The sequence below is a fragment of the Dialister sp. genome (assembly GCF_036343215.1).
Lineage (GTDB): Bacteria > Bacillota > Negativicutes > Veillonellales > Dialisteraceae > Dialister.
This window is the reverse complement of sequence record NZ_JAZASU010000001.1, coordinates 147,449-171,921: the sequence shown is the minus strand read 5'-3', so window position 1 is coordinate 171,921 and position 24,473 is coordinate 147,449. Positions and strand designations below refer to the sequence as shown.

Annotated in this window: 28 protein-coding genes and 1 other annotated feature; of the genes, 27 read left to right on the top strand and 1 reads right to left on the bottom strand. The window is 43.4% G+C overall.

What is annotated here, in order from left to right:
- Nucleotides 1–11 precede the first annotated feature (11 nt).
- The 7 genes from ndk (at nucleotide 12) to VZT47_RS00800 (ending at nucleotide 8,823) form a co-directional block, all read left to right on the top strand.
- Nucleotides 12–431, top strand: coding sequence for a nucleoside-diphosphate kinase (ndk, locus tag VZT47_RS00830; RefSeq protein WP_296953957.1), 420 nt, complete (start codon nucleotides 12–14; stop codon nucleotides 429–431).
- A gap of 10 nt (nucleotides 432–441) precedes the next feature.
- Nucleotides 442–945: a cob(I)yrinic acid a,c-diamide adenosyltransferase gene (locus tag VZT47_RS00825; RefSeq protein ID WP_330223077.1), complete on the top strand. Its 504-nt coding sequence runs from the start codon at nucleotides 442–444 to the stop codon at nucleotides 943–945.
- Nucleotides 946–1,072: 127 nt separating this feature from the next.
- Nucleotides 1,073–3,493 carry a DUF3656 domain-containing U32 family peptidase gene (locus VZT47_RS00820; RefSeq protein ID WP_330223076.1) on the top strand — a complete coding sequence of 807 codons (2,421 nt, stop codon included), beginning with the start codon at nucleotides 1,073–1,075 and terminating at the stop codon, nucleotides 3,491–3,493.
- Nucleotides 3,493–5,847 carry an endonuclease MutS2 gene (locus VZT47_RS00815; protein WP_330223075.1) on the top strand — a complete coding sequence of 785 codons (2,355 nt, stop codon included), beginning with the start codon at nucleotides 3,493–3,495 and terminating at the stop codon, nucleotides 5,845–5,847. Before VZT47_RS00820 ends, VZT47_RS00815 begins: the two co-directional genes overlap by 1 nt.
- A gap of 125 nt (nucleotides 5,848–5,972) precedes the next feature.
- On the top strand, nucleotides 5,973–6,350 hold the full coding sequence (locus VZT47_RS00810) for a hypothetical protein (RefSeq protein ID WP_330223074.1): 378 nt from the start codon (nucleotides 5,973–5,975) through the stop codon (nucleotides 6,348–6,350).
- Nucleotides 6,351–6,374: 24 nt separating this feature from the next.
- Nucleotides 6,375–7,208 carry a DegV family protein gene (locus VZT47_RS00805; protein ID WP_330223073.1) on the top strand — a complete coding sequence of 278 codons (834 nt, stop codon included), beginning with the start codon at nucleotides 6,375–6,377 and terminating at the stop codon, nucleotides 7,206–7,208.
- 49 nt (nucleotides 7,209–7,257) lie between these two features.
- Nucleotides 7,258–8,823: a DAK2 domain-containing protein gene (locus VZT47_RS00800; protein WP_330223072.1), complete on the top strand. Its 1,566-nt coding sequence runs from the start codon at nucleotides 7,258–7,260 to the stop codon at nucleotides 8,821–8,823.
- 123 nt (nucleotides 8,824–8,946) lie between these two features.
- Here the strand turns inward: VZT47_RS00800 and VZT47_RS00795 are convergent, their stop codons facing one another.
- Nucleotides 8,947–9,327, bottom strand: a complete 381-nt coding sequence (locus tag VZT47_RS00795; RefSeq protein WP_330223071.1) for a hypothetical protein — start codon at nucleotides 9,325–9,327, stop codon at nucleotides 8,947–8,949.
- A gap of 224 nt (nucleotides 9,328–9,551) precedes the next feature.
- Between VZT47_RS00795 and cobU the strand changes: the two genes are divergently transcribed.
- The 20 genes from cobU (at nucleotide 9,552) to VZT47_RS00695 (ending at nucleotide 24,473) form a co-directional block, all read left to right on the top strand.
- Complete coding sequence (gene cobU, locus VZT47_RS00790) at nucleotides 9,552–10,145, top strand: bifunctional adenosylcobinamide kinase/adenosylcobinamide-phosphate guanylyltransferase (protein ID WP_330223070.1); 594 nt, start codon at nucleotides 9,552–9,554, stop codon at nucleotides 10,143–10,145.
- Entirely contained in the window at nucleotides 10,142–11,674 is a 1,533-nt protein-coding gene (locus VZT47_RS00785; RefSeq protein WP_330223069.1) for a cobyric acid synthase, read from the top strand. Before cobU ends, VZT47_RS00785 begins: the two co-directional genes overlap by 4 nt.
- Before the next feature lies 1 nt (nucleotide 11,675).
- The gene (gene cbiB, locus VZT47_RS00780; RefSeq protein ID WP_442877403.1) at nucleotides 11,676–12,653 is read left to right on the top strand and encodes an adenosylcobinamide-phosphate synthase CbiB; all 978 of its coding nucleotides are present in this window, start codon (nucleotides 11,676–11,678) and stop codon (nucleotides 12,651–12,653) included.
- Between the two features lie 4 nt (nucleotides 12,654–12,657).
- Nucleotides 12,658–13,410 (top strand): adenosylcobinamide-GDP ribazoletransferase, encoded by a 753-nt coding sequence (locus VZT47_RS00775; RefSeq protein WP_330223067.1) that lies wholly within the window; start codon nucleotides 12,658–12,660, stop codon nucleotides 13,408–13,410.
- A complete protein-coding gene (locus VZT47_RS00770) occupies nucleotides 13,395–14,282 on the top strand; it encodes a GHMP family kinase ATP-binding protein (protein ID WP_330223066.1) in 888 nt (295 codons plus the stop codon). The genes VZT47_RS00775 and VZT47_RS00770 overlap by 16 nt, the downstream gene beginning before the upstream one ends.
- Nucleotides 14,212–15,342 carry a pyridoxal phosphate-dependent aminotransferase gene (locus VZT47_RS00765; RefSeq protein WP_330223065.1) on the top strand — a complete coding sequence of 377 codons (1,131 nt, stop codon included), beginning with the start codon at nucleotides 14,212–14,214 and terminating at the stop codon, nucleotides 15,340–15,342. The genes VZT47_RS00770 and VZT47_RS00765 overlap by 71 nt, the downstream gene beginning before the upstream one ends.
- Nucleotides 15,339–15,980 carry a histidine phosphatase family protein gene (locus tag VZT47_RS00760; protein WP_330223064.1) on the top strand — a complete coding sequence of 214 codons (642 nt, stop codon included), beginning with the start codon at nucleotides 15,339–15,341 and terminating at the stop codon, nucleotides 15,978–15,980. Before VZT47_RS00765 ends, VZT47_RS00760 begins: the two co-directional genes overlap by 4 nt.
- A gap of 83 nt (nucleotides 15,981–16,063) precedes the next feature.
- Nucleotides 16,064–17,119 carry a M24 family metallopeptidase gene (locus VZT47_RS00755; protein ID WP_330223063.1) on the top strand — a complete coding sequence of 352 codons (1,056 nt, stop codon included), beginning with the start codon at nucleotides 16,064–16,066 and terminating at the stop codon, nucleotides 17,117–17,119.
- 16 nt (nucleotides 17,120–17,135) lie between these two features.
- Nucleotides 17,136–17,696: an elongation factor P gene (gene efp / locus VZT47_RS00750; protein WP_330223062.1), complete on the top strand. Its 561-nt coding sequence runs from the start codon at nucleotides 17,136–17,138 to the stop codon at nucleotides 17,694–17,696.
- A 14-nt stretch (nucleotides 17,697–17,710) separates the two neighbouring features.
- A complete protein-coding gene (locus VZT47_RS00745) occupies nucleotides 17,711–18,070 on the top strand; it encodes an Asp23/Gls24 family envelope stress response protein (protein WP_330223061.1) in 360 nt (119 codons plus the stop codon).
- Between the two features lies 1 nt (nucleotide 18,071).
- A complete protein-coding gene (locus VZT47_RS00740) occupies nucleotides 18,072–18,419 on the top strand; it encodes a hypothetical protein (protein WP_330223060.1) in 348 nt (115 codons plus the stop codon).
- 11 nt (nucleotides 18,420–18,430) lie between these two features.
- Nucleotides 18,431–18,820 carry a transcription antitermination factor NusB gene (gene nusB, locus VZT47_RS00735; protein ID WP_330223059.1) on the top strand — a complete coding sequence of 130 codons (390 nt, stop codon included), beginning with the start codon at nucleotides 18,431–18,433 and terminating at the stop codon, nucleotides 18,818–18,820.
- Nucleotides 18,820–19,773, top strand: a complete 954-nt coding sequence (locus VZT47_RS00730; RefSeq protein ID WP_330223058.1) for a glycoprotease — start codon at nucleotides 18,820–18,822, stop codon at nucleotides 19,771–19,773. Before nusB ends, VZT47_RS00730 begins: the two co-directional genes overlap by 1 nt.
- Complete coding sequence (xseA, locus tag VZT47_RS00725) at nucleotides 19,754–20,833, top strand: exodeoxyribonuclease VII large subunit (RefSeq protein ID WP_330223057.1); 1,080 nt, start codon at nucleotides 19,754–19,756, stop codon at nucleotides 20,831–20,833. The genes VZT47_RS00730 and xseA overlap by 20 nt, the downstream gene beginning before the upstream one ends.
- On the top strand, nucleotides 20,826–21,089 hold the full coding sequence (xseB, locus tag VZT47_RS00720; protein WP_330223056.1) for an exodeoxyribonuclease VII small subunit: 264 nt from the start codon (nucleotides 20,826–20,828) through the stop codon (nucleotides 21,087–21,089). The genes xseA and xseB overlap by 8 nt, the downstream gene beginning before the upstream one ends.
- Nucleotides 21,049–21,927 carry a polyprenyl synthetase family protein gene (locus tag VZT47_RS00715; RefSeq protein ID WP_330223055.1) on the top strand — a complete coding sequence of 293 codons (879 nt, stop codon included), beginning with the start codon at nucleotides 21,049–21,051 and terminating at the stop codon, nucleotides 21,925–21,927. The genes xseB and VZT47_RS00715 overlap by 41 nt, the downstream gene beginning before the upstream one ends.
- Nucleotides 21,928–21,982: 55 nt before the next feature.
- Nucleotides 21,983–22,837: a TlyA family RNA methyltransferase gene (locus VZT47_RS00710; protein WP_330223054.1), complete on the top strand. Its 855-nt coding sequence runs from the start codon at nucleotides 21,983–21,985 to the stop codon at nucleotides 22,835–22,837.
- The gene (locus VZT47_RS00705) at nucleotides 22,809–23,684 is read left to right on the top strand and encodes an NAD(+)/NADH kinase (protein ID WP_330223053.1); all 876 of its coding nucleotides are present in this window, start codon (nucleotides 22,809–22,811) and stop codon (nucleotides 23,682–23,684) included. The genes VZT47_RS00710 and VZT47_RS00705 overlap by 29 nt, the downstream gene beginning before the upstream one ends.
- Nucleotides 23,685–23,751: 67 nt before the next feature.
- Nucleotides 23,752–23,827: a sequence feature (ribosomal protein L21 leader region), on the top strand.
- A gap of 11 nt (nucleotides 23,828–23,838) precedes the next feature.
- Nucleotides 23,839–24,147: a 50S ribosomal protein L21 gene (rplU, locus tag VZT47_RS00700; protein WP_330223052.1), complete on the top strand. Its 309-nt coding sequence runs from the start codon at nucleotides 23,839–23,841 to the stop codon at nucleotides 24,145–24,147.
- Nucleotides 24,147–24,473, top strand: a complete 327-nt coding sequence (locus VZT47_RS00695) for a ribosomal-processing cysteine protease Prp (protein WP_330223051.1) — start codon at nucleotides 24,147–24,149, stop codon at nucleotides 24,471–24,473. Before rplU ends, VZT47_RS00695 begins: the two co-directional genes overlap by 1 nt.

Here is a 24,473-nt window from a genome sequence, read left to right as displayed (position 1 = left end):
GGGTCATATTTATGGCTAACATCGAAAAAACTCTTGTACTTGTTAAACCGGACGGCGTAAAAAAACACATCTGCGGTGAAGTTATTTCCCGTTTTGAAAGAAAAGGACTGACTATTCACGCAATCAAGATGATTCAGGTTCCGGAAGAACTGGCCAAGAAACATTATGCTGAACATGAAGGCAAAGGCTTCTTCAAAGACCTGATCGCTTTTATTACTTCCGGTCCTGTACTGGCTATGGTTATTGAAGGCGAAAATGCAGTTGCAGCAGTCCGCCAGATCAATGGTGCTACTGATCCGCTGAAAGCAGTTCCCGGCTCCATTCGCGGGGATTTCGCTACTTCCATTGATGAAAATGTGGTACATGCTTCTGATGCTCCAGAAACCGCTGCAAGAGAAATTGGTCTCTGGTTCCCTGAATTAAGCAAATAAGGAGTCTGTCATGGCAAAGGTATATACACGTACAGGTGATAAGGGTAAAACAAGTCTTTACACTGGAGAAAGAGTATCGAAGGGCAGTCTTCGCGTTGAAACTTATGGTACTGTGGATGAGGCCGATTCTGTATTAGGTGAGGCTCGTGCTTTTGCTTCTCATGACAATGTAAAAGAAACTATTTTCAAGCTTCAAAAAGAACTCTGGCTTCTTATGGCGGACATTGCCAGTGTTGGCAAAGAACCAAATATCACGCCGGATCATGTGACCAATCTTGAGCATATCATTGATCAGTACACGGATTCTCTGGCTCCACTCAATCATTTTATCGTTCCCGGAGATACACAGAGCGCAAGCTTCCTCGATGTAGCGCGCACTGTTGTCCGCCGGGCGGAAAGAGATATGTGGCGTCTCTCTGAAAATGAAGACGTTCATGAAGTGGATATCCGCTACCTGAATCGTCTTTCTGATTTATGCTTTACGCTTGCGAGATATGAAGCAGAGGTAAAATAGTTATTTTGCAGATGTTGAAGACATTCATCTCATTGAATGTCTTCTTTTTTTATCTTATAATTTTAAATGAATATTGCGCAGAAGGTTTATAATTAGATTTGTTTACGTTTTAATGCAGGAGGAAATTATGGAATTACTGGCACCGGCTGGTTCGCCGGCTCATCTGATGGCAGCTCTCGATGCGGGAGCCGATGCTGTGTATCTTGGCGGTAAATTATTCAGTGCCAGAAAATTTGCCGGAAACTTTTCCGATGAAGAACTCAAGTCAGCAGTTCATCAGGCTCATCTGCATGGGGCCTGTGTTTATATAACACTGAATACACTGATCGGTGATATGGAAATGGGCAAACTCAGGGAATATCTCCTGTATCTGAACACAATTCCTGTGGATGGCCTTCTGGTTCAGGATTTCGGTGTTGCTGCCATGGCGCGAAAATATGCGCCTCATATCCCGCTTCATGCCAGTACGCAGATGACAGTTTCCAATCTCGATGAAGTACTTTTCTTAAAGAAGCTGGGATTTCAGAGGGTCGTTTTATCCCGGGAGTTATCCCTGAAAGAAATTGGTCATATCGTTCATTCTGCAGGCATTGAGATTGAAGTTTTTGTTCACGGGGCTCTCTGCGTATGTTATTCAGGACAGTGCCTGATGAGCAGTTTTATAGGCGGGCGGAGTGGAAATAGAGGAGCCTGTGCCCAGCCCTGCCGCATGCCTTATGACCTGATTAATAAGTCGGGAGTGCCCTGTAACCAGAGGGGCAATTACATTTTAAGTCTTAAAGATATGCTGGGAATTCATCGTATTTCCGAATTCTTAAAAGCCGGGGTTACTTCATTGAAAGTAGAAGGGAGAATGAAGAGCCCTGAATATGTTTATAACACGATTTCTGCTTACAGGAAGGTTATAGACAGCGCGGAAGCCGGTTTCAAGACGGAAACGGATTCTTTTGAAAAGTCTTTGAAAGAGGAGTTTAACCGTGGATATACATCCGGCTATCTTGATGATCATATTGGCTGTGATATGTTTACCGGAATGGCACCTGGGAATCATGGCATCGATGCCGGAAGAATCGGGAATATCCATGAAGGATCTTTCCTGTTCCGGCCGGATGATCAGCCTGAGGGGATCCTGTCGGGTATTTCCTATGAAACAAATAAGAATACAATTGCGTTTGTTCCCTCTAATAAAATCAGGCCCGGTAAAAATCATTCTGTTAAAGTTCTGTATGATGGCAGTGTTCCAAGGGCAGGTGGCAGGGTATACTGGGTGCTGAAACCTGAGAAGAAATCATTTCAGTTTCGTGACCTTCGGGGCAAAATTCCCCTTACTCTTCGATTTACCGCTTTACCGGAAACCCCTCTGGTTCTGGTTTTGACCGATGATCAGTCCAATGAGGTTACGGTCCATTCGGAATTTATCGCACAAAAAGCAGTTTCCAGGATGACTGCTGATGAGGAAATAAAAAATCAGCTGTCTCGCCTTGGAAATACCTGGTTTACGGTTCAGTCAGCTGAGATCAGAAATGAAGGCTGCATGGTTCCTAAGAGCCTTTTAAACCATATGAGGACTGAGGGAATTGAGAAATTGCAGCAGCTTAGAGAGAAGTATCACGAAAGTATGATTCCTGCGATTCGTGAAGGTGGATTTAAATTATCCGTTTCTCAAAAGCGGCTGGAAGAAGGGAGAGCGCATATCCTGCTGCGCACATGTTCTTTAAATCAGATGAAATATGCCTTCGAAGCGGGAGTTCGTCATTTTATTTTTGGCGGGGAATCCTATGATCACAGGGCTGTTTCTTATGAACAGTATGAAACAGCTGCGGCTTTCGCCAGGGAAAATGGCTGTCATATTTATTTTGCATCTCCCAGAGTGGTCCGTCAGAAAAATCTCGGGAAAGTATTGTCAACCCTTTCCTTTCTTGATTCGCTTGCGTCTGATGGAATCATTCTCGAGCATCCCGGCTTTTTATGGACCGCTGAAGAAAGAAAGATTCATACGCCGGTCATTGCCGGTACATCCTTTAATATTTTTAACAGCGAAGCACTTGATACAGTCAAGGAGTGGGGGATGAGCGGAGCTGTTGTTTCGCAAGAAGTCAGTCTGCCCCAGATCAGGGATATGATTTCGAGGTCCGGCATTCCTCTTGCAGCCGTGATTTACGGATATACAGAAATGATGATTTCTGAATATTGTGTTATTAATGCTGTTATGGGGGAAAAAGATAAAAATCATTGTCCCGGCTACTGCATGCAGGACTCATACAGCCTGAGAGATCTGGAAGGCAGGCTTTTCCCGGTTAAAACAGATGAATGGTGCCATATGCATATTCTGAACTGCAACCGGCTGGATATGAGACCCTATTTAAAAGAACTGGTGGATGCCGGCCTTACTTCGCTGATTGTCGATGTAAGAGGTGTTGAAGAGCCGGTTAATGAAATTATTGGCGATTCGGTAAAAATCCTCGATGGAAATTATGATACAGCCCGCTCTTTTAATCCTCAGCAAAAGGGGGTCACAAGAGGACACTTTTTTAAAGGGGTTTTGTAATGGAAAAAGATGTACTTGAAATTCTTGAATTCGATAAAATTAAAAAGATGCTTTCTGATGCGGCTCCATCTGCACTTTCAAAAGAAGAAGCACTTCATCTGCAGCCATCTTTTGTGCCTGAAGTAGTGGCAAAACTTTTAACGGAAACGGAAGAGGCATATACACTTCTTCAGCGTGAAATAACCACACCTCTCGGTGAGACTTATGATATCAGGGAAATCCTTAAGAAGGCTGAAAAAGACAGTATTCTGATGCCGAAAGAATTTCTTGATCTTGCCAGTTCTCTTGACACTTATAAGAAGATGCATCATTATTTTGAGGGCGAAAGGCATTTGGTATATCCTGAGCTGGAAGGAATCGTTTCTCTGATTGTCCCTCAGGACAGCCTGATTGGTCATATTTTTCAGGTGTTTGACGAGCATGGTGAAATCAGAGACCAGGCATCCCTTAAACTTTATCGGATACGGACCCAGAAAGAGACGGTAAAAGCAAAAATTCGCCGGTCTTTCCAGAGAATCATTCAGGACAGGGATACGGCCGGGTATCTGCAGGATTCCATTATTACCCAGAGAAATGGAAGGTATGTAGTACCAGTCAAGGAAGAATATCGTTATAAATTCAGCGGTATTATTCATGATCGATCTTCAACGGGCCAGACGCTTTTCATGGAACCCATGATATCCGTTCAGCTCAATAATGACCTTGCCGAATTACAGTCTGCGGAAAAGCAGGAAATTCAGGAAATTCTTCACCGTCTGACAGGGGAGGTAAAGAAATCCATTTCCATTATTCGTGATAACTGCCGTATTGCGACGAATATTGAATTTATTTTTGCTCGCGCCCGCCTCGCGTTATCGATGAGAGCGGTCAGGGCCGTGATATCCGGGAAAGGTGTTCTGGACCTTCGAAAAGCCCGACATCCCTTGATTCCCTCTGACAGGGTAGTCCCTGTTTCTATGACCCTGTGTAAAACTTTCCGGATCCTCATCATTACCGGTTCCAATGCAGGTGGCAAGACGATTGCCATTAAGACGGCCGGGCTTCTTGCACTTATGAACCAGTCCGGCCTGTTCATACCTGCCGAGGAAGGATCTGTTCTTCCGGTATACGAACATATCTATGCTATTATTGGCGACGAACAGAGCATTCAGGATAATCTGTCGACTTTTTCCAGCTATATTACGCAGATGGTATCATTTTTGCCGACGGCAGGATCAAAAGATCTTGTTCTGCTGGATGAACTTGGTTCCGGTACTGATCCGATTGAAGGGGCTGCTTTGGCACAGGCGGTTACGGAATATCTGCAAATGCACAGCGTTCCTGCTATTATTACATCCCACTTCAGCGAAATGAAAAAACTTGCTTATGAAACGAAGGGGATTGAAAATGCATTTGTTGAATTTGATGAGGAAACATTGGCTCCTACCTATCGTCTGATTATCGGTGTGGCAGGAAACAGTAATGCATTTAACATCTGCAGGCGGTTCGGTATGCCTGATGTGATTCTGGGCCGTGCAGTCATGCTCAAGGAATCATCGCCTCTTCATAAAATGGATGAGGTCATGGAAAAGCTGAATACCCAGAGTCGGCGAATGGATGAAGAAAAAGAAGAAGTCGATCATCAGTTGCAGCAGGCAGAAAAACTTCACCAACAGCTGACCCTGGAAAGGGATAACTTATTCCGGAAAAAGGACTCCATTCTTGATAAAGCCCGTCAGGAAGCGGAAAATATGAAGCGGGATTTACGTGTCCAGTCAGAATCTATCATCAAAGAGCTGAAGAAAAATGCTGCGGATCTGTCAAGAGAACAACTTGGAATGCGCATCTCTTCCGTTCGAGGAAAAATTAATCAATTATCTATTCCGTCAAAAAACAACAGGCATAATCCTCTGCCCGTGGACAAAATAAAAACGGGCCAGTGGGTTTATATCGATACCATTGACAGTGAAGGGGTCATTGTCAGCGTTAACAGGAATGCGGTATCTGTTGAATGTGGAATGCTTCATGTGAAAGTGACAAGGAATCATCTCTTTGAAGCTGATAAGCCCTTAAAAGCGAAGAAGACGATAGCACCTCCACTAAAATCAAAACATATTGCCGCTTCTGTTGAAACCATTCATACGAACCTGAACATTATAGGAAAAACGGTGGATGAAGCCATTCCCGAGGTGGACAGATTTCTTAATGACTGTTTTATGGCCGGGATATCGCCGGTACAGATCATTCATGGCAAAGGAACTGGTAAATTAAGACGAGGAATTCAGGACTATCTATCCAGTCTTAATTTTGTGCGGGAATATCATGAGGCAGATCCAACTAACGGGGGCGCTGGTGTTACGGAGGTATATTTTTGATTTTATTTTACATTTATAAAATTTTCTGCCGTTTTTGTTATATTCTTACGTTATAAAACTTGACCAAATCTTTATGGGGCGATATATTTAAATAGTGAGAAAATCTAAAAAATACAGGTGATGCTATGTTTAATTTGCCAAACAAATATGTTGAAATTGACGGGTTCCGGATTCCTGCAGACAAGGCAGATGAATATAAGAGAATCCGTAACAGTATGGAAAAAGAAGCGGAACGGTTCTTCAGGACTTTCTGCGAAGTAGTTAAAAAGGAAAAGCTTGTCGATCTGCTTGGAGAAGGAATTGTTGGTTATTCTTCAACAGGAGAAATGCTTGCCCGTATCTCGCTGGATCCCTTTGAACTTTCTGCTATGAATGTGGCTCTTCAGCGCAGAAAAATTAAGGAGTACATTCTGGCAACCAATGGTTATGATGAGGACGATTATCAGCAGCTTTTGAAGGAATTCGCTGAAAGAAAAGCCCAGAGGAAAGCCGGGAAAAAATAAAAATAACAGGAAGGACTCTTTTCTATGATTCATTTAGTCGTGGACAGCACAGCAGCTATACCTAAGGATTTTCTGGATACTCATAAAAATGTCCGGATTATTCCGTTGTTTATTTCTATGAATGGGGAATATGTACCAGAATATGAAGCCACTATTGAGCAGGTGATTGACTATTCAGAGCGGACCCAAAAGGCTATTCAGACCAGCCAGCCGAGCACTGGAGATTTTATCAGGATTTTTAATGAAATTCCACCGGAAGATCCTATTATAGTTATCTGCCTGACTTCCGGCGTCAGCGGCACTTATAATGGCGCCGTACTGGCTGCCCGTCAGTCCGGTAGAAAGAATATTTCGGTTATCAATTCCAGAACAACTGCTATCGGGATGATGCAGATTGTGGAAGATGGAATCGAAATGATCGAACAGGGACTTCCTTTTGAAGAAATTTCCACAAAGCTTCTGGAAGCGGCTGATCATATGCGGACTACCTTTACTGTGGATACTCTTGATTATCTGAGAAGAGGGGGAAGAATTGGGAAAGCAGCAGGTCTTATCGGAAGTATACTGAAAATAAAGCCGGTAATTTATCTTAATGGCAAAAATGAAGTTGATGTGCTGGCTAAAGTCAGGACTGGTAAAAAAGCTGCTGCTGCCATGATTGATTACCTCCATGAGAATTCGCCTTGTAAGCGGATTGGGATTGTACATATTGAAAATGAGGAGGGCGGCAGAGCTTTACAGTCCAGGGTCCAGGCAGAATATCCGGATATTGAAGTAACTTTATCAACCGGCACCGCTGTATTGGCATCTTATTTGGGACCGGGGTTAACTGGAATTATTTTTGAAAGTGCCAAATAATGGGGGATGGACATATGTATAATGTGATTGATGGAGTTTATTTCAAAATATGCTGACCGGTGCATATCAGCTGTTTCAGGAGAAATATGAGATTATCAATCAGTTGAATGTGTTTCCAGTACCTGACGGGGATACGGGAAATAATATGCTCAACACATTGAAATCCATGTACAGCATGATTGCAGAGGAAAAAACGGATCAGCCTGTCGGTATTCTGGCAGAAAAAGCCGCCGCTGGTGCTATAATGGGTGCCAGAGGAAACTCCGGCGTTATTCTTTCCCAGATTATTCATGGTATCAGCCGTGGGCTTCATGGTAAAAAGACTGCGTCCTGTGGCCAGATGAGTAAGGCTTTCCAGTATGGCATCCTGTATGCATATCGTGCTGTTACCAAACCGGTGGAGGGCACAATTCTTTCTGTAGCCAGAGGAATTGCCAAGGGGACGAGAGAGTTTATCCGTACGGAAACCGACTTCAGCAAAATTCTTGAGGCATCCATTGAGTGTGGAAATGAAGCTTTGGCCAAAACCCCGGAGCAGCTTCAGATTTTAAAGGATGCCAATGTAGTGGATGCCGGTGGTCAGGGACTCATTTTCTTCCTTATGGGATGCCTTAATGGTCTTACAGGGCAGGTGGAAGATGTAAAGGTTGAAGTGAAACCGGTTATCAGCAGACTGGAAGCTAAAGGAGAATCTTTCTCTATCGAATACCCATACTGTACCGAATTTATTATCAGTCCCTGCAAGGTAAATGCGAAGGAAGTGCGCAAGAAACTGAACGCCTGGGGCGAATCCATGATTGTCGCGGAAGGCGATAATCTTGTAAAAGTCCATATTCATGCCCAGCGTCCCGGTCATGTTCTGGATATGGCTGCGGACTGGGGAACCCTTCATGATATCAAATGTGATAACATGGTGGATCAATTCCACAAGAATAAGGAAAAGCAGCAGAAGCTCGTGAAAAAACCACTGGGTATACTTACTGTTGTATCCGGCGATGGATGGACAGAACTTTTCAGAAAACTGGGGGCTGATGTCGTTTCAGGCGGCCAGTCCATGAATCCATCTGTACAGGAATTAAGCAACGGTATGGATAACGGGAATTACGAAAAATATATCATTCTTCCGAATAATAAAAATATTATCCTGGCCGCTCAGCAGCTCCAGAAAATGCTGGGTGAAAAGGTCCATATCGTTCCTTCGACCAATCCGATGGAAGGCCTGGCTGCAGCCATGGCATTCTCCGAGGAAAATACGCTTGAAGAAAATCTTGCTGCTATGACCGAAAGAATGACCGAGATTACTTCCGCAATGATTACTACTGCTGTCAGAGACAGTATAGTTGGGAAATCGATTATTCACAAAGATGATTTTATGGGAATTACCAAAAACCATGACGTAGTAGCAAAAAAGGATTTTGGAGATTGCCTGGACCAGGTACTGAAGTTTATTATTAATGAGGATACCGAGATTGTGACAGTTTATTACGGAGACAACCTTTCCGAGGATGGCTGCCGGAAAGAACTGGACCGTATTGAATCTGATTATCCTGATGTCACCTTTGAAATGTATAAAGGCGGACAGCCGTTATATCCAATGTTCATTTCGGCCGAATAATAACTAAAACAAAAGGATGGGCTTTAGATGCTCATCCTTTTTGTTATATCGTAAAAATAGTAAACTAAAATACCGCTGTCACACAAATAAGTGAAGCGGTATTTCGATTATTCCCTCTTTGATTCAGTTTGCCTTGATTGTTTCCTCATCAGTTTTTGATTTGGTTTCAGCACCGTCCACCGGGCTTGGGTAAAAGTACATAATCCGGTCCGGCTGGAAATATTTATTGGCAAGGCGCTTGGCCAGAATCGGAGTCATGGCCTGCTCAAAATCTACAATTTCAATCGGTGATAATGTGGTATCTTCCACAAGTACAATAATTGCCGGGTTTACTTCAGGCGCATTGGCCGGGACTTCACTTCTGTCAAGTGGAATGCTGAAAATAAGGCGTACGGTTGCCACATATCGCTCTTTATAGTTGAAAATCGTTCCCCTGAAAGTATTTTCCCATAAAGTCCGCATCAGGTCGATGCGGTACAAATCCGGCTGTTTTTCTTCCTGCATAAAATAACCTCCTACATGAGCATAGCTCTTTGATTTATTCTATTTTATCTCATTTCAAAGTCATTGAAAAGTGTAATTCCTTTCGAATCCGCACGCTTGTGGCAGCAATCACCGCTTTTGGTAAAAGTGCGATGTGAATTTCTGGAAAGGTAATTGTAGTTATGGTATTATTATTTAATAGTAAAACCGTTTCTCAAAAATTGGGATGGAGGTGGTGAAAGGGCATGAAGAATACAATTTATCTGGTGCTGGGAGGTGCCAGAAGCGGGAAAAGTGAATTTGCCGAAAAGCTGATGTATCATTCTACAGGGAAAAGAAAGGGATACATAGCGACCAGCCAGATTCTTGACGATGAAATGAAATACAGGGTGATTCTGCACAGGCAGCGGCGTCCTGCTGACTGGAAAACTTTTGAAGTCATGCATGCCGTTGGGGAACATATGGATACCATACTTGATGAAGCGGATACGGTCCTGTTTGACTGTATTACCATGTATGTTAACAATATCCTGATGGATCACATGAAAGGAATTACCGTTGAGACATTAGGCGTTTCCGATTTAACCCAGCTGCAGAAGGTTCTTGAAGAAGATTTAAATCATATGTTTTCCAAACTGGCCATGACGGAAGGCAAGGAAATCATATTCGTCTCCGATGAACTTGGTATGGGTATCGTTCCGGCCAATGCGATGAGCAGAGTATACAGGGATCTTGTCGGCCTGGCTAATCAATACATAGCTAAAAGATCAGACAAGGTATATCTTTCCATCGCCGGAATTACAGTAGAGCTCAAAGAAAGAGGAGTGGAGCTGTTATGACAAAAACTGCAAAAAGAGTAATGTTTCAGGGAACCAGTTCCCATGTCGGCAAGAGTATCCTGACGACTGCATTCTGCCGTATCCTTGCCCAGGATGGCTATAAAACGGCACCATTCAAGGCCCAGAATATGGCATTGAATTCTTATGTGACCTTATCCGGTGGAGAAATTGGCCGTTCCACGGTGGCTCAGGCTGAGGCTGCGGGCACTCTTCCAATCGTACAGATGAATCCTGTCCTTTTAAAACCAACCGGTAATTCCTGCTCCCAGGTTATACTTTTGGGAGAATCTGTTGGAAATTACAGCGCTTCTGAATATCAGAATAACTATAGCCAGAAAGCATGGGATTCCGTTAAAACAAGCCTTGATTATATGGAAAGTCATTTCGATGCCATCGTCATCGAAGGTGCAGGGAGTCCGGCTGAAGTCAATCTGAAAAAGAATGATATCGTGAATATGCGTATCGCCAAAGAATGCCGGGCCCCGGTATTCCTGATAGCTGATATTGACAGAGGTGGCGCGCTGGCATCCATAGTAGGGACTTTGGAGCTTCTTGACCCGGATGAACGCGAACTGGTGAAAGGTCTTGTTATCAACAAGTTCAGAGGGGACATTACCCTTCTTGAACCGGCCCTGACATTCCTCAAAGAAAAAACCGGTATTCCTGTTGTTGGTGTCATCCCGTATCTTGATAAACTTGGTATTGATGATGAAGATTCTGTTTCCCTTCAGGACCTTCCCAGCGACCATGTGATGCGTGATATCCATATCGTCGTCATGCAGACTCCAAAGATTTCCAATTTTACTGATTTTGATGCCTTAAATCACGAACCGGATGTCAATGTCCGTTTTGTACAGCAGGGGGATATGATTGGCGATCCGGATCTGATCCTGCTGCCGGGCAGTAAAAATACGACGGAAGACCTTTTATATCTGAAAAGACAGGGGTATGCGAAAGAAATTCAGGAAATGGCTGCGAAAGGAGTGCCGGTTATCGGTATCTGCGGCGGCTTCCAGATGCTTGGGGAAAAGGTATGCGATCCGCTCCATGTAGAAAGCAATAATGACGAAGTAGACGGCCTTGGCCTCCTGCCCTATGTAACTTCCATGCACGGTAAAAAAAATACGTACCAGGTTACCTTTGATTGTAGTTCTCTGCCATTTCTTGATATGGAATTTTCAGGGAAAGGTCTCAGGGGCTATGAAATCCATATGGGCGAAACAACTCTGGTACATCCCGCTCAGTCTCTCTTCCATATCGTTCAACGAAGCCTGGAACCGGTTGATTTGAAGGATGGCTTTATTAATGAAGCACATAATGTTTTCGGTACATATTGCCATGGACTCTTTGATAATGATGAACTTCGCCGCGCCGTTATCAATGCGCTTCGCCGGAGGAAAGGACTGAAAGATCTCCCTGTTCAGTTTAAATACAGAGCATATAAGGAAGCAGAATTCGATCGTTTGGCAAAGACTGTGAGAAAGCACTTTGATATGGATAAATTTTATGAAATCCTGAGGAATGAATAATTTGGAAAGCTTGATACATTCTTCCTTCTGTGCGCTGATTCCAATTGCTGCACTTATCATTGATACGATTTGTGGAGATCCCCGGTCGGATTATCACCCTGTTGTACTCATTGGCAGGCTGATTTCCTTCTATGAAAAACTTTTTTATCCGGACAGGAAAAAATCTGACGGAACTATGTTCTTTCTTGGAATGATAACAGTTCTTCTTGTACTGCTCACGGTCGGGTTGATTACTTTCATTCTTGTTTACCTCGCTCGTTGGGGAGGAATCCTGATTTATGCGGCCGTCAGTGCCGTAGTACTGTATTTTACCATTACGCCAAGGGCTCTTGCCCGGGATGGGATGGAAATATATGGCCTTCTAAAAAAAGGAGATATTATTTCTGCCAGAAAACGGCTTAGCTGGATTGTGGGCAGAGATACGGAAAATCTCGATGAAAGTGATATAGCCAGGGGTACAGTAGAAACGATAGCGGAAAATACTACAGATGGTATCATTTCACCTCTTTTCTGGTATCTCTTCTTTGGACCCGTCGGGGCTATGATATATCGTGCAGGAAACACGATGGATTCCATGCTGGGGTATAAGAATGAACGCTACCTTTTCTTTGGGCGATTTGCGGCAAGACTGGATGACGTACTGAATTATATTCCTGCAAGAATTACGTTCCTGCTTTTTGTAGCTGCCGCCGCCCTTCTTAATCTGGACTGGAGAAATGCTAAATCCATAGGATTAAGGGATGCCCCGAAGCATCCGTCTCCCAATGGGGGTTATGCAGAAGCTACGGTAGCCGGTGCCCTCCATATCCGTCTTGGGGGATATAACTATTACGAAGGAAAACCTGAATTTCGGGAATACATGGGGGATCCGGATTGTGTCCTTAAGGCGGAACACATAAAAAAATCCATCCTTATGATGTATGTGGCTACTATTCTTTTTATTGTTATAGAGTCAGTTCTTATATTTGCATTCTGGTGATTCAATGAATTCTTTTCTTGTGGGGCTTCAATTTCTAACCCGCATTCATTTATCAACGCAAACAATCTGGAAAGATGAGGAGTTTGGAAAGAGCGTCATCTGGTTTCCGGTTTATGGCGGAATCATCGGCTTATTTATGTGCCTGATTTATTTTCTTCTCCGCCCCCTGCAGGTACCTTATCTGACGGCGTTCCTGATTGTGATTGGTGAACTTTTTATTTCTGGCGGTACCCTGGCTGATGGTCTGATGGATTCTTCCGATGGCTTGTTTTCAGGCAGATCCAGAGAAAGAAGTCTGGAAATTATGAAGGACAGCCTGATAGGTTCCTTTGGCATGCTGTCCATTATCATTTTTATTTTTCTTTATACTCTCAGCCTTGGTTCTAATCCGGAATCTCTTTATCTGGTATTGATAGCCTGCCCGGTGCTGGGTCGGTTAAATCTTGTCATAAGCATTTGCGAATATCCCTATGCCAGGCCTTATGGCATGGGGAAGGCATTTGCTGCTTATCGTTCCCGATTCGCAGTACCTGTTGCCACCGTTTTCGCATTGATTCCGGCTCTTTATTTTGGATTTATATATCTTCTTCTCTCGGGCGTCTCTCTGCTGCTTGGACTCTATTTAAATCGCTGGATTGTCAGAAAAATTGGCGGAACTACAGGAGATACCTACGGATTTGTAACTGAAGTCACGGAAGCGGTTATTGCCCTTCTGTTTTTATTGATTACCAGGGGGAATCTATGGCATATATTGTAAGTTCGCCGGGATCTTGCGGAGAATTTATTCAGGGCTATATCAACGGTTCCTCTTTTATGGTTACCTGTCCCATTAATCGTTTTTCTTATGCTTTTACTCAGGATGGGGACGACATAGGTTTCCTTCCGGCCAAGGCGGAATCAGCCCGGACAAATACTTTAAGATATCTTGGCTTTCCGGATAGGCAGGTTCCTGTTCTTTTAAAGTCTACTATCCTCAAAGGCAAGGGCATGGCTTCCAGCACTGCTGATATCAGCGCAGTTGCTCAGGCAGTTGCACTTTCCTGTGGAAAATCATTATCACCCAGAGAAATAGCGGATATTGCCCTGCACATCGAACCCAGCGATGCCACATTTTTTCAGGGAGTTGTTCAGTTTGACTATCGTGAAGGCCGCCTGATTCATGAACTCGGACATTGTCCTGCCATGCAGATTCTGATTTATGACTGCGGCGGGGAAATCGATACAATGAAATTCAATTCCAGAAATGATTTAATTGATTTACAAAGAAGTAACGAAAAAAATATCGCTCATGCACTGCATCTTTTTGAACTGGGAATTCAGGATAAATCTGTAGATCTGATCGGCAGAGCAGCTACAATAAGTGCTTTTGCCAATCAGAAAATCCTTTATAAAAGGCAGCTGGATGATTTTTATAAAACAGGTATATCCCTTGGCGGAAAAGGCGTTATTTGTGCTCACAGTGGTACAGTCCTTGGGTTGATTCTTCCCGAAACGGCAAATAAGGAATATGTAAGGAAAGCCATGGATTTATCTATGGGAAGTCAGATGCGTTTTCTTGATGTTGTGGAAATTACCAATCAGGGAATGCAGTACAGAAAGGGCAGCAGAGATGAATTTGACAAACTATAGGCATGGCGGGGAAATATTTTCTTTCTCTCCTCAAGAACGTAACCGTATTTTAGATTTCAGTATAAACATTAATCCAGTGGGCCTTTCTCCTATGGGGAGAAAGGCTATTGAACGTTTCTGGGAAATTGAGACAACAAGGTATCCTGATGTGGATGGAAGGGATGTTATATCATCTCTTTCTGCCTGTTACCATATCCCCGGCAATATGATCGCTCTCGGCAATGGGGCTACAGAACTGATGTATACGATTCTCCGTGTTTTAAAGCCTTCTAAAGTCCTTGTGCCGGCTCCTTCTTTCAGTGAGTATCAATTATCGGCAAAGGCAGCTGATGTACCGGTAGAAACATTCTTTTTAAATGAATCAGAGCAGTTTCACGTTCCCGCTGGAAAAGTGATTTCCATGATGGGAAAAAGATCTCTGGTGTATTTGGGTAATCCGAATAACCCTGACGGCAATCTGCTTGATTACACTACTTTCACTACGATCATGGACGCTGCCGTTTATAATGGCAGTTATGTAGTTATTGACGAATCTTTCATTGATTTTGTTGAAGGGGACGTATCATTTAGAGATTTCTGCTCCAAATACCCAAATCTTATTGTTGTCATGTCCCTGACGAAATTTTATGCCGTTCCAGGGCTGAGGATAGGGTGTTTATTTGCTGCTGAAGGCATGGCTTCTCTGATCAGGAGAAGCCTGATTCCCTGGAATGTGAATGGCCCGGTGCAGTTGTATATGACCTATGCAGCCCGGGACCGGGAATATATAGAAAAAACCAGAAAATTCTGCCGGGAGGAACGCCGTGCATTTGTAAATCAGTTATCTGCATTCCCGTGGTTAACTGTATATCCCGGTACTGTTAATTTCATTCTGTGCCGTCTGATCGGCAGGATAAAGGACGCTGCGGAACTTCAGAAGCGTCTGCTGCCACATGAAATTATGATTCGGCAATGTGGAAATTATGATGGCCTGGATAATTCCTTTTTCCGCCTGGCTGTCCGCAAAAAGGAAGAAAATAAAAAACTGATTGATACATTGAAAGAGGTTTGGGGAGAATGATCACTTTTTATCTTGTTCGCCATGGCGAGACAGTCTGGAATAAGGCTGGCAAATTTCAAGGCAGGACTGATATTGATCTGAGTCCTCTGGGGCTTAAGCAGGCTGATAAAGCAGCTGAATGGTTAAAAAATAAAAAAGTGGACAGTATTATTTCCAGTCCTTTGATTCGGGCGGCTCATACCGCCAAACTTATAGCCGGGGAACAGGGAATCAGCATTGAATATGATTCCGGTCTGATGGAATTATCCTTCGGTCAGTGGGAGGGGCTGACCTTTGATCAAATCAATGCAAAATGGCCCGGCATGATGGATCAAATGTTTAGAAATCCTGATGGCATCGAACTTCCGGGAGGAGAATCTTTTAATCAGTGTCAGGAAAGGTGCATGGAGACGATGGATCGGCTGATATCCAGAGGAGATGAAAAAAACTATGTTATTGTTTCTCATGGAGCAGCGCTCAGGACCATTATCTGCGGAATGATTCATATTCCCCTTTCCTGTTCCTGGAACCTTGCGCTATCTAATGCATCTATTACAGAAATACAGCATTATCCTGGAAATTTAAACGTATTGAATTTTCTAAACTTTACGGGCCATCTGGAAGAAAAGAATTTTAATTCAGCAGCTAAACAGCCTTAGATATTGAGTCAAAAAGGCGATGATTTCTAGACAAAACTCTTCAGATACTGTATTATTAAGTGATGATGGAAGAGAGTGATCATGTGATAGATACAGATTTGATTTCCGATTTTCTTAAAAAAAACAGTATAGATGGTTTATTTGTCCAAAAGGATGAAAATTGCCGTTATATCACCGGTTTCACCGGATCTGATAGTTATCTCTTTTTAACGCCTCGTGATTTTTATATCCTGACAGACAGCCGTTATGTAGAGCAGGCAAAAGCAGAATCCCCTGATTGCCAGGTAGTTAATTACAAGGGAAAACTGGCGGACTGTCTTGCGGGTCTTGTAAAAAGGCATCATGTACGGACGCTGGGAATAGAGTCTGTTCTTACCTATAAGTTATATCTTTCATTCGACGAGGTCATGGAAGATGTGCTGTTTGAATTCTGTCCGGTAGATGACCTTCGACGAATCAAATCGGAAGAGGAACTAAAACTTATTTCCAGGGCCTGTGCTATTTCCGATGAAGGGTTTAGAAATACGATTCCCTATATCCGGGCCGGTGCTACGGAAAGAGAGCTTATGACCATACTTGAATGTGAAATGCTCAAGGCCGGCTCTGAAGGGAAGTCTTTTGATACGATTGTGGCATCAGGAGAACGCGGGGCCTATCCGCACGGCACAGCTACAGAAAAGATTATTGAGGATGGGGACCTGATTACTTTTGATTTTGGCGCGATATATAAGGGATATCATTCTGATATCACCCGAACTGTCGCGGTTGGAAATATTTCGAATCGTCAGCGTTATCTTTATGATAGTGTCCTTGGCTGTGTAGAGTATATGGAAGGTATTCTCAAGGCAGGCTGTCGAGCCTCTGAGGCCGATGGGCTGGCCCGGGAATATCTTAAAAAGTTTGAGCTTGATACTTATTTCACTCATGCCCTTGGTCACAGTGTAGGTCTTGAGATTCACGAATCCCCGGTACTTGCAGCACGGGATTCGTCTGTTCTTCAGTCAAATATGACTGAAACTATTGAGCCGGGTGTTTATATCCCCGGAACCGGTGGAGTCCGTATCGAAGATACGGTAGTAATAAAACAGGATGGCATTTCCATTCTCACACATTTTCCCAAAACATTTCTTAAATTTTAGCAGGAGGAAGATTTAAATGATTTCTAGTAATGATTTACGCCCGGGTCTTACTGTTGAACTTGATGGCCAGGTTTGGCAGTGCATTGAATTTCTGCATGTAAAGCCAGGCAAAGGTGCCGCTTTTGTACGTGCAAAGCTTAAGAACCTTCAGACCGGTTCCGTAGTGGAACGTAAATTCAATGCAGGCATTAAACTGCAGCCGGCTACTGTAGAACGTAAACCTATGCAGTACCTCTATGAAGCAGATGGTTCCTACTGCTTTATGGACAGCGAAACCTTTGAACAGATTATGCTGAACAAGGAAGAACTGGGTGACAAGATTAATTTCCTCAAAGAAGAAATGGAATGCACCGTTATGTTCTTCAACGGAAAAATTATTGGCGTGGACATCCCGAATTCCGTTGAACTGAAAGTGGTTGAAACTGAACCCGGCATTCGTGGCGATACTGCTACCGGCGGTTCCAAACCGGCAACTATGGAGACAGGCTATATCGTTTCCGTTCCGCTTTTCATTAATGAGGGCGAAGTTCTTCGCATTGATACCCGTACCGGCGCTTATATTGAACGTGTAAAGTGAGTTTTTAAACGCTTATGGAGACTGCAGAAGTTACCAATGAGCTGGGAAGAATCCATATTTCCGATCATGTGATTGCAGTTACCGCGAGGAATGCGGCCCTGAAAGTTCCAGGCATTGCAGGCATGGGTGAAAGTATTTTCCATAGTTTCTCTTCTGTGATTAATGATGATATTACGGAAGGGGTACATGCAGGAATTAAAGAGAATGCTGCAGTTATAGATCTTTATGTCTGTGTCAAATATGGCAATCGCATTCCTGCTATTGCCTTGCAGCTTCAGGAAGCGGTAAAAGAAAGCATTGCTGATTATCTTGGCGTCAAGACTTCAGCTGTCAATGTCAATGTTTCTGAAATTATTTTTGATGAGGAAAAATAATATGGCTCAGGATGAAACGATTGTCATTGTACCGGAAGAAGAAATCTACAAAAAGATAGAGGAGGCAGTGCTTGCCATTCCTGAGGTCTCCCGATTTACGGCTGATGGGTTTCAGGATTTAATGAAAGGGATAGGGCAGGCGCTCGGTATTCATGGGCATATAGGGCTATTGGTTCGCAGGAGCCGGAAGAAGGGCATTAAAGTGGATTTATCACTGGCCCTTCATGACGGCTGCCGTGTGCATGAAACTGCCCGTTATATCCAGATGGTTGTTAAAAATCTCCTGGTTTCGGTGACAGATGAAAATATCTATGGTATCGATGTTACTGTTACGGATATTATTGATTAAAAGAGGTATCTATGAGCAGAAGAAGTGCCAGAGAGTATGCTTTACAAGTCTTATATTCCCGGGAATTGAATCCGGAAACGGAAGCTATAGATTCAAGTGCGCTTAAATTGTCTGATAAAGATAAAGCTTTTGCCGATGCTCTGGTTAAATCTGTTGCTGAACACGAGGAAATCAATGAGTTGATTGGCAGCCACCTTAAAAATTGGTCTTTAAGCCAGTTGAATGTGGTGGATAAAAGTATTTTGAAACTTGCTGTTGCCGAATACTTTTACATGCAGGATCTCCGCTCAGATCGGAATGTCATCATCAATGAGGCTGTAGAAATGGGAAAGCTTTATGGTGGAGATTCATCCTATCGGTTTATCAATGGCGTTTTAAATCAGGTTATGAAAGGGAAATAATGAGCAGGTTTCTTGGCATAGACACCAGCTGCTATACAACATCGGCAGCGGTCTATGATTCCTCCAGGGGACTGGTAGGGGAAGAACGTATAGTCCTTGCTGTTAATCAGGGCAGCAGGGGATTGTCTCAATCCAATATGGTATTCCAGCATACCAGAAATCTTCCCGTTATTCTTAAAAAGCTGTCCCCAATGTTAAACCAGCTTGAGGCGGCGGGCGTTTCCTCTTTTCCCAGAAGGCGGGCAGATTCCTATATGCCCGCTTTTCTTGTTGGAAAAGGCATGGCAGAATCTCTGGCGGCAGCACTTCATATTCCTCTTTATGAATTCAGCCATCAGGAAAATCATGCCTTGGCTGCTATACGGAGTTATCCGGATTTGTGGGGCCGGCCATTTTACATGATTCACATGTCCGGTGGCACACAGGATATTTTATATTGTTCCTGGTCCGGTGACTGTATGGAAATATCCCTCCTGATGAAATCACAGGATATTACGGCAGGGCAATTTATTGACCGGATCGGCGTTTCTCTGGGACTTCACTTTCCCTGTGGCAAAGATCTGGAAAAGCTTGCAGAATCCGGTGATGGCTCTTACTTCATTCCCTGTTCCTCTGTGAAAGGAGCTTTCAGCTTTTCCGGGCCGGAAACCAGGGTCCAGAGAGATATTCAGAAAGGAATTTATCGGAGTGACGATATTGCCAGAGGTGTACTTGCTCATATTGGAAATGCGCTGGAAAAGGAACTGACAGCATTTCCTTTTGAGCCGGGACGTCCCTTTATTGCCGTAGGCGGTGTCATGTCTAATGGATACATCCGTCAATGTTTCACGGATATCTGCCGGAAACTGCATCTGATACCATGTTTTGCAGATATTGCGTATAGTAGTGATAATGCCACAGGGAATGCGTTTGGCGCATTTATGAGGTATTCCCATGAAAATATACAGCGTTAATGAATGTGGCGGCATGCTTTCACAAAATATTCAAAAAAACTATATTTTCAGAAACATGGCTGTTCGCGGCATTATCAGGGGAATCCATATTCATTTTTCCGGTGTGGTTTATTTTAACCTGACTGATGAAAAGAGCCGTATTTCCTGTTTCATTGGCAAAGCGGGGGCAGCTTTCTTGTCAAGAAAGCTGGAAAACGGCATGGAGGCTGCTCTGATTGGGGATATTCGCTATAACTCCGTGTCGGGTTGGCCGGTGCTTTTTGTTCATCGAGTGATTTCCACATCGAAAAGCACTTATCAGGAAGAGAAAGAACTTCTGGAAGAACAGTTAAAAAATCAGGGTTATTTTGATCCGGCTTTGAAAAGAAAGATTCCCGCCTTCCCTTTTCATATCGGAATTATATCTTCGGCCAGCGGTGCTGTTGTTCATGATATCGTTAAAACCGGATCTTTACGCAACGATGCGGTTAGGTATACGCTGTTCAATACGGCGGTTCAAGGGGAAGGTGCTGCTTTAAGCATAGTGCATGCTATCGAGACAGCTTCTTCTTCAGTTGATGCCCCGGATGTCCTGATTCTTGCCCGAGGCGGCGGCGCAGAAGATGATTTAAGTCCCTTTAACGAAAAAATCGTGCTTGATGCGATTTTTAACTGTTCCATTCCTGTCGTATCTGCGATTGGCCATGAAACTGATGTTACATTGGCTGATTTGACTGCGGATCTCAGGGCCTCAACTCCTACACAGGCTGCTGAATTGGTAATCCCCATGAAAAAAGAACTAATCATACAAATCCGGGAAAGTCTTGCCTTGCTTGAAGAGGGCAGAAAAAAATATATCAATTATGATTTATCAAAGATCAGTCGTTTGCTTTTAAGTTTTCGTTCTCCAGATGTATATAGAAAACAGGAACAGATCAAAATATCTATTCTTTTTGACTATCTTACTCTTCAGAAATCAGCTTATAGCATGTTAAGGGGAAAATACAAGGAAGTACTGGGGATGATGGCTGCTTTTGACAGTCTGTTAACAGAAACCGGGGGAGGGAAGCATCATGGATGACCCGAAAAGCAGAAATTTTGAAGAGTCTCTGGAAAATCTTCGAAAAGCAGCGGATTTGGTTCAATCAGGGAATTGCACGCTTGATGAAATGGTAGCAGCTTACAGGGAGGGCATCCAGGCTGCCAGAGACTGTCTGGCCATGCTCGACAGAACGGACCAGGAACTGCTCAGGCTTTCAGAGGAAACTGAAATAATGCTGAAGGAGGGAATTCATCATGATTCGGGAATTGATGAAGTCAAAGAAGAGCCTGATTGATCAGCGGCTCAAGTCTTTACTTAAAGCGGACAGAGCGGAACACAAAACTTTATTTGATGCCATGAACTACAGCCTTCTTGCAGGCGGAAAAAGAATACGTCCTTCTCTCTTTCTGATCGTACTTGATATGCTGGGGGTTGACAGCAGCAGATATATTGATACGGCCTGTACATTGGAATGCATTCACACCTATTCACTGATTCATGATGATCTGCCTGCCATGGATAATGATGACTTCAGGCGCGGAGTTTTGACCAATCATAAAGTCTTTGGCGCCGGCATGGCTACGCAGGCCGGTGATGGTCTTTTGACTTTTGCTTTTGAACTTCTGGCATCTCAGGAAATGATTCCTGCCCAGGTAAGGATTAAACTGGTTTCAATTCTCGCCCGGGCAGCGGGGCCGTGCGGTATGGTGGGAGGCCAGGCCCATGACCTGAAAGCTGAAAACAGGAACCTGTCCCTGAAAGAATTACAGATTCTTGATGCTGCGAAAACCGGTTGTCTGCTCATGGCACCCGTTAAAATGGCACTTACTATTGCCGGAGCAGATCAGGAAGTTAAAGAGGCACTTGAAGCATATTCGTTTCATTTAGGAATACTTTTCCAGATTACAGATGACCTTCTTGATATTAAGGGCAGTCTGGATGAAATGGGAAAAATGCCCGGTCAGGATGTGCTGGATCATAAGTCTACCTATGCCACCATTCTTGGACCTGAACAGGCTTTCAAGGCGGCAGAAAAAGAAGCTGAAGAGGCCAAAAAGGCCATATGTAATATCTCCTGCGAAACGGATGCCCTTCTTAAACTCGTGGATATGATTTTAAGCAGGTCCAGATAGAATCATAAACTCCGTAAATCCGCAAACTCCGGTAGTTAAATTTTGAGGTTCAGCTGTGTCAAATCAAAAAGTTAAAAAAGAGCGGCTTGATGTTCTTCTTGTAGAGCATGGTTTTTTCGAAAGTCGAGAGAATGCAAAAAGGCATATTATGGAAGGTATTATCCTTGTCAATGACGTTCCTGTCGACAAGGCCGGTACAAAAGTTCCGATAGATGCCAGGCTCAGAATTAAAGGCCATGTCATGCCATATGTGGGACGGGGCGGCTATAAACTGGAAAAAGCCATCAAAGCCTTTCATATCGATTTAAAAGACCAAATCATGATTGATATCGGTGCATCCACCGGTGGTTTTACAGATTGTGCCCTTCAAAACGGGGCATCAAAAGTTTATGCCATAGATGTTGGTACAAATCAGCTTGACTGGAAGCTTCGTTCCAATCCAAAGGTTATCAATCTGGAAAAAACCAATATTAAATTTGTTACAGAAGAAACATTGGGTGAAAAAGTGGATTTTGCTTCTTCCGATGTTTCCTTTATCTCTGTTACAAAAATTATTCCCGCGGTAAAATCAGTTTTGAAAGATGACGGATCCCTTGTTATACTGATTAAGCCGCAGTTTGAGGCAGGACGGGAAAAAGTAGGAAAAGGTGGTATTATAAGAGATAAATCGGTTCATGAGGAAGTTATTTCTGATACGCTGGATGTCTTTGATCAAGAGGGACTGTATTGCTGGGGCCTGACATTTTCTCCTATTAAAGGCGGTTCCGGAAATATAGAATTCCTGGCGTGGTTAAAAAGAGAGAAGCCCGAGACTATTTTGACGCCGGAGAACATTCATGAAACAGTGGAAGAGGCCCATGTCATTCTGAAAGGCAATGCAAATGAAATTCGGAATCTACCCCAACCTTGAAAAAAAGGATTTGAAGCAGCCGCTTTTTCAGCTTTTGAAAATCCTGAGATCTGAAAATATTTCCTATACACTTCCCGAGGAGATGAAACCGGGAATCGAAGCACTCGGATTTGAAAATGAATGTTATGAACCTACGGTTTCCATGGGTGAGAAAGATGTAATCCTGTCTATTGGAGGGGATGGTTCTTTTCTGGGGGCTGCCCGTATTTTCAGAAATTCACCGGTACTTATGGCAGGCATCCATCTTGGGGAACTGGGATTTTTGAACACCATTACCTGTGAAGATATGGAAAGAAGAATCCATATGATACTGGACCATGATTTCCTGGAGGAGTCCAGGATTTATCTTTCTTCTTTTATCCTTAAACAGGGAGCTGAACGGAAAGAACTTCCGGATGTTCTTAATGATGTGGTGATCGGGCATGATCAGATTGGCCGGTTGACACGACTGCGATTTTCCCTGAATGGTCATTTTATACAGGAATACGCTGCGGACGGTTTAATCGTATCTTCGCCTACCGGCTCCACAGGTTACTCGTTATCCTGCGGCGGCCCTGTGCTTGGGCCGGAAGACGATCATATGATTGTTATTCCTATATGTGCCCATACGTTGCAGCGATTTCCCATTCTTCTTAAAAACAAGGATACCATTGAAATTACGGCTCCTGAGAGGGAAGGGAATCTTCATATCTCTCTGGATGGGGCTTATGATGAAGAATTCGACAATTCGGATCGCCTTATAATCAGGGCGGTTTCTAAACCGATCCGGTTTATCCGTTTCAAGGATCAGGAATTTTTTTCCGGTATTTCAAGAAAACTCATCAGAAAAATTTTTGAAAATCAATAATTTATTTCAAATTTCATTTGACTTCTTGTCTAAATAAAGATATAATATTTAAGTCATTGTACATAGTGCTATGGCGCAACCGCACGAAAATGGCTTGTACAAAATGCAGAAATGCTGCCATATTCGGCGAGTATAGTAAAGAGGAGGTGCACAAATGTACGCAATCATTAAAACAGGTGGTAAACAGTACTGCGTTGAAGAAGGTAAAGTCATTACCGTTGAAAAGCTCGATGCTGAAAAAGGTGCTGAAGTAACTTTTGAAGAAGTTCTTCTCGTATCCGGTAATGATGTAAAAATTGGCCAGCCCACTGTTGCAGGTGCTAAGGTAACCGGCAAGGTTCTTGAACAGGGCAAGGCTGCAAAAATCCGTATTTTCAAATACAAAGCTAAATCCAACTACCGTCGTCGTCAGGGTCATCGTCAGCCGTTCACAAAGGTTCAGATCGAAAAGATCGAAGGCTGATGATTACTGTAACAATGCATACCAATCAGAAGGGTCTTTATGATGGATTCCATATAGAAGGGCATGCAGACGGTTTTGAAAAAGATGGGGAATACGATCTGATTTGTGCCTCTGTCAGTGCCATTACCCTGACTATAGCGGCAGGACTTCGGGATGTTCTGCATATGGAGGGAACCTTTGATTCGGATTTTGGTTATATGGATGTTCACCTTGATTCTCCCGGAGATTCAAGGGGACAGGCATTGATCGAAACGATGGTCAATGGACTGCAGCAAATTGACAGGCAGTATCCTCATCATGTATTGATTTTTGATAAAAAGGGGTGA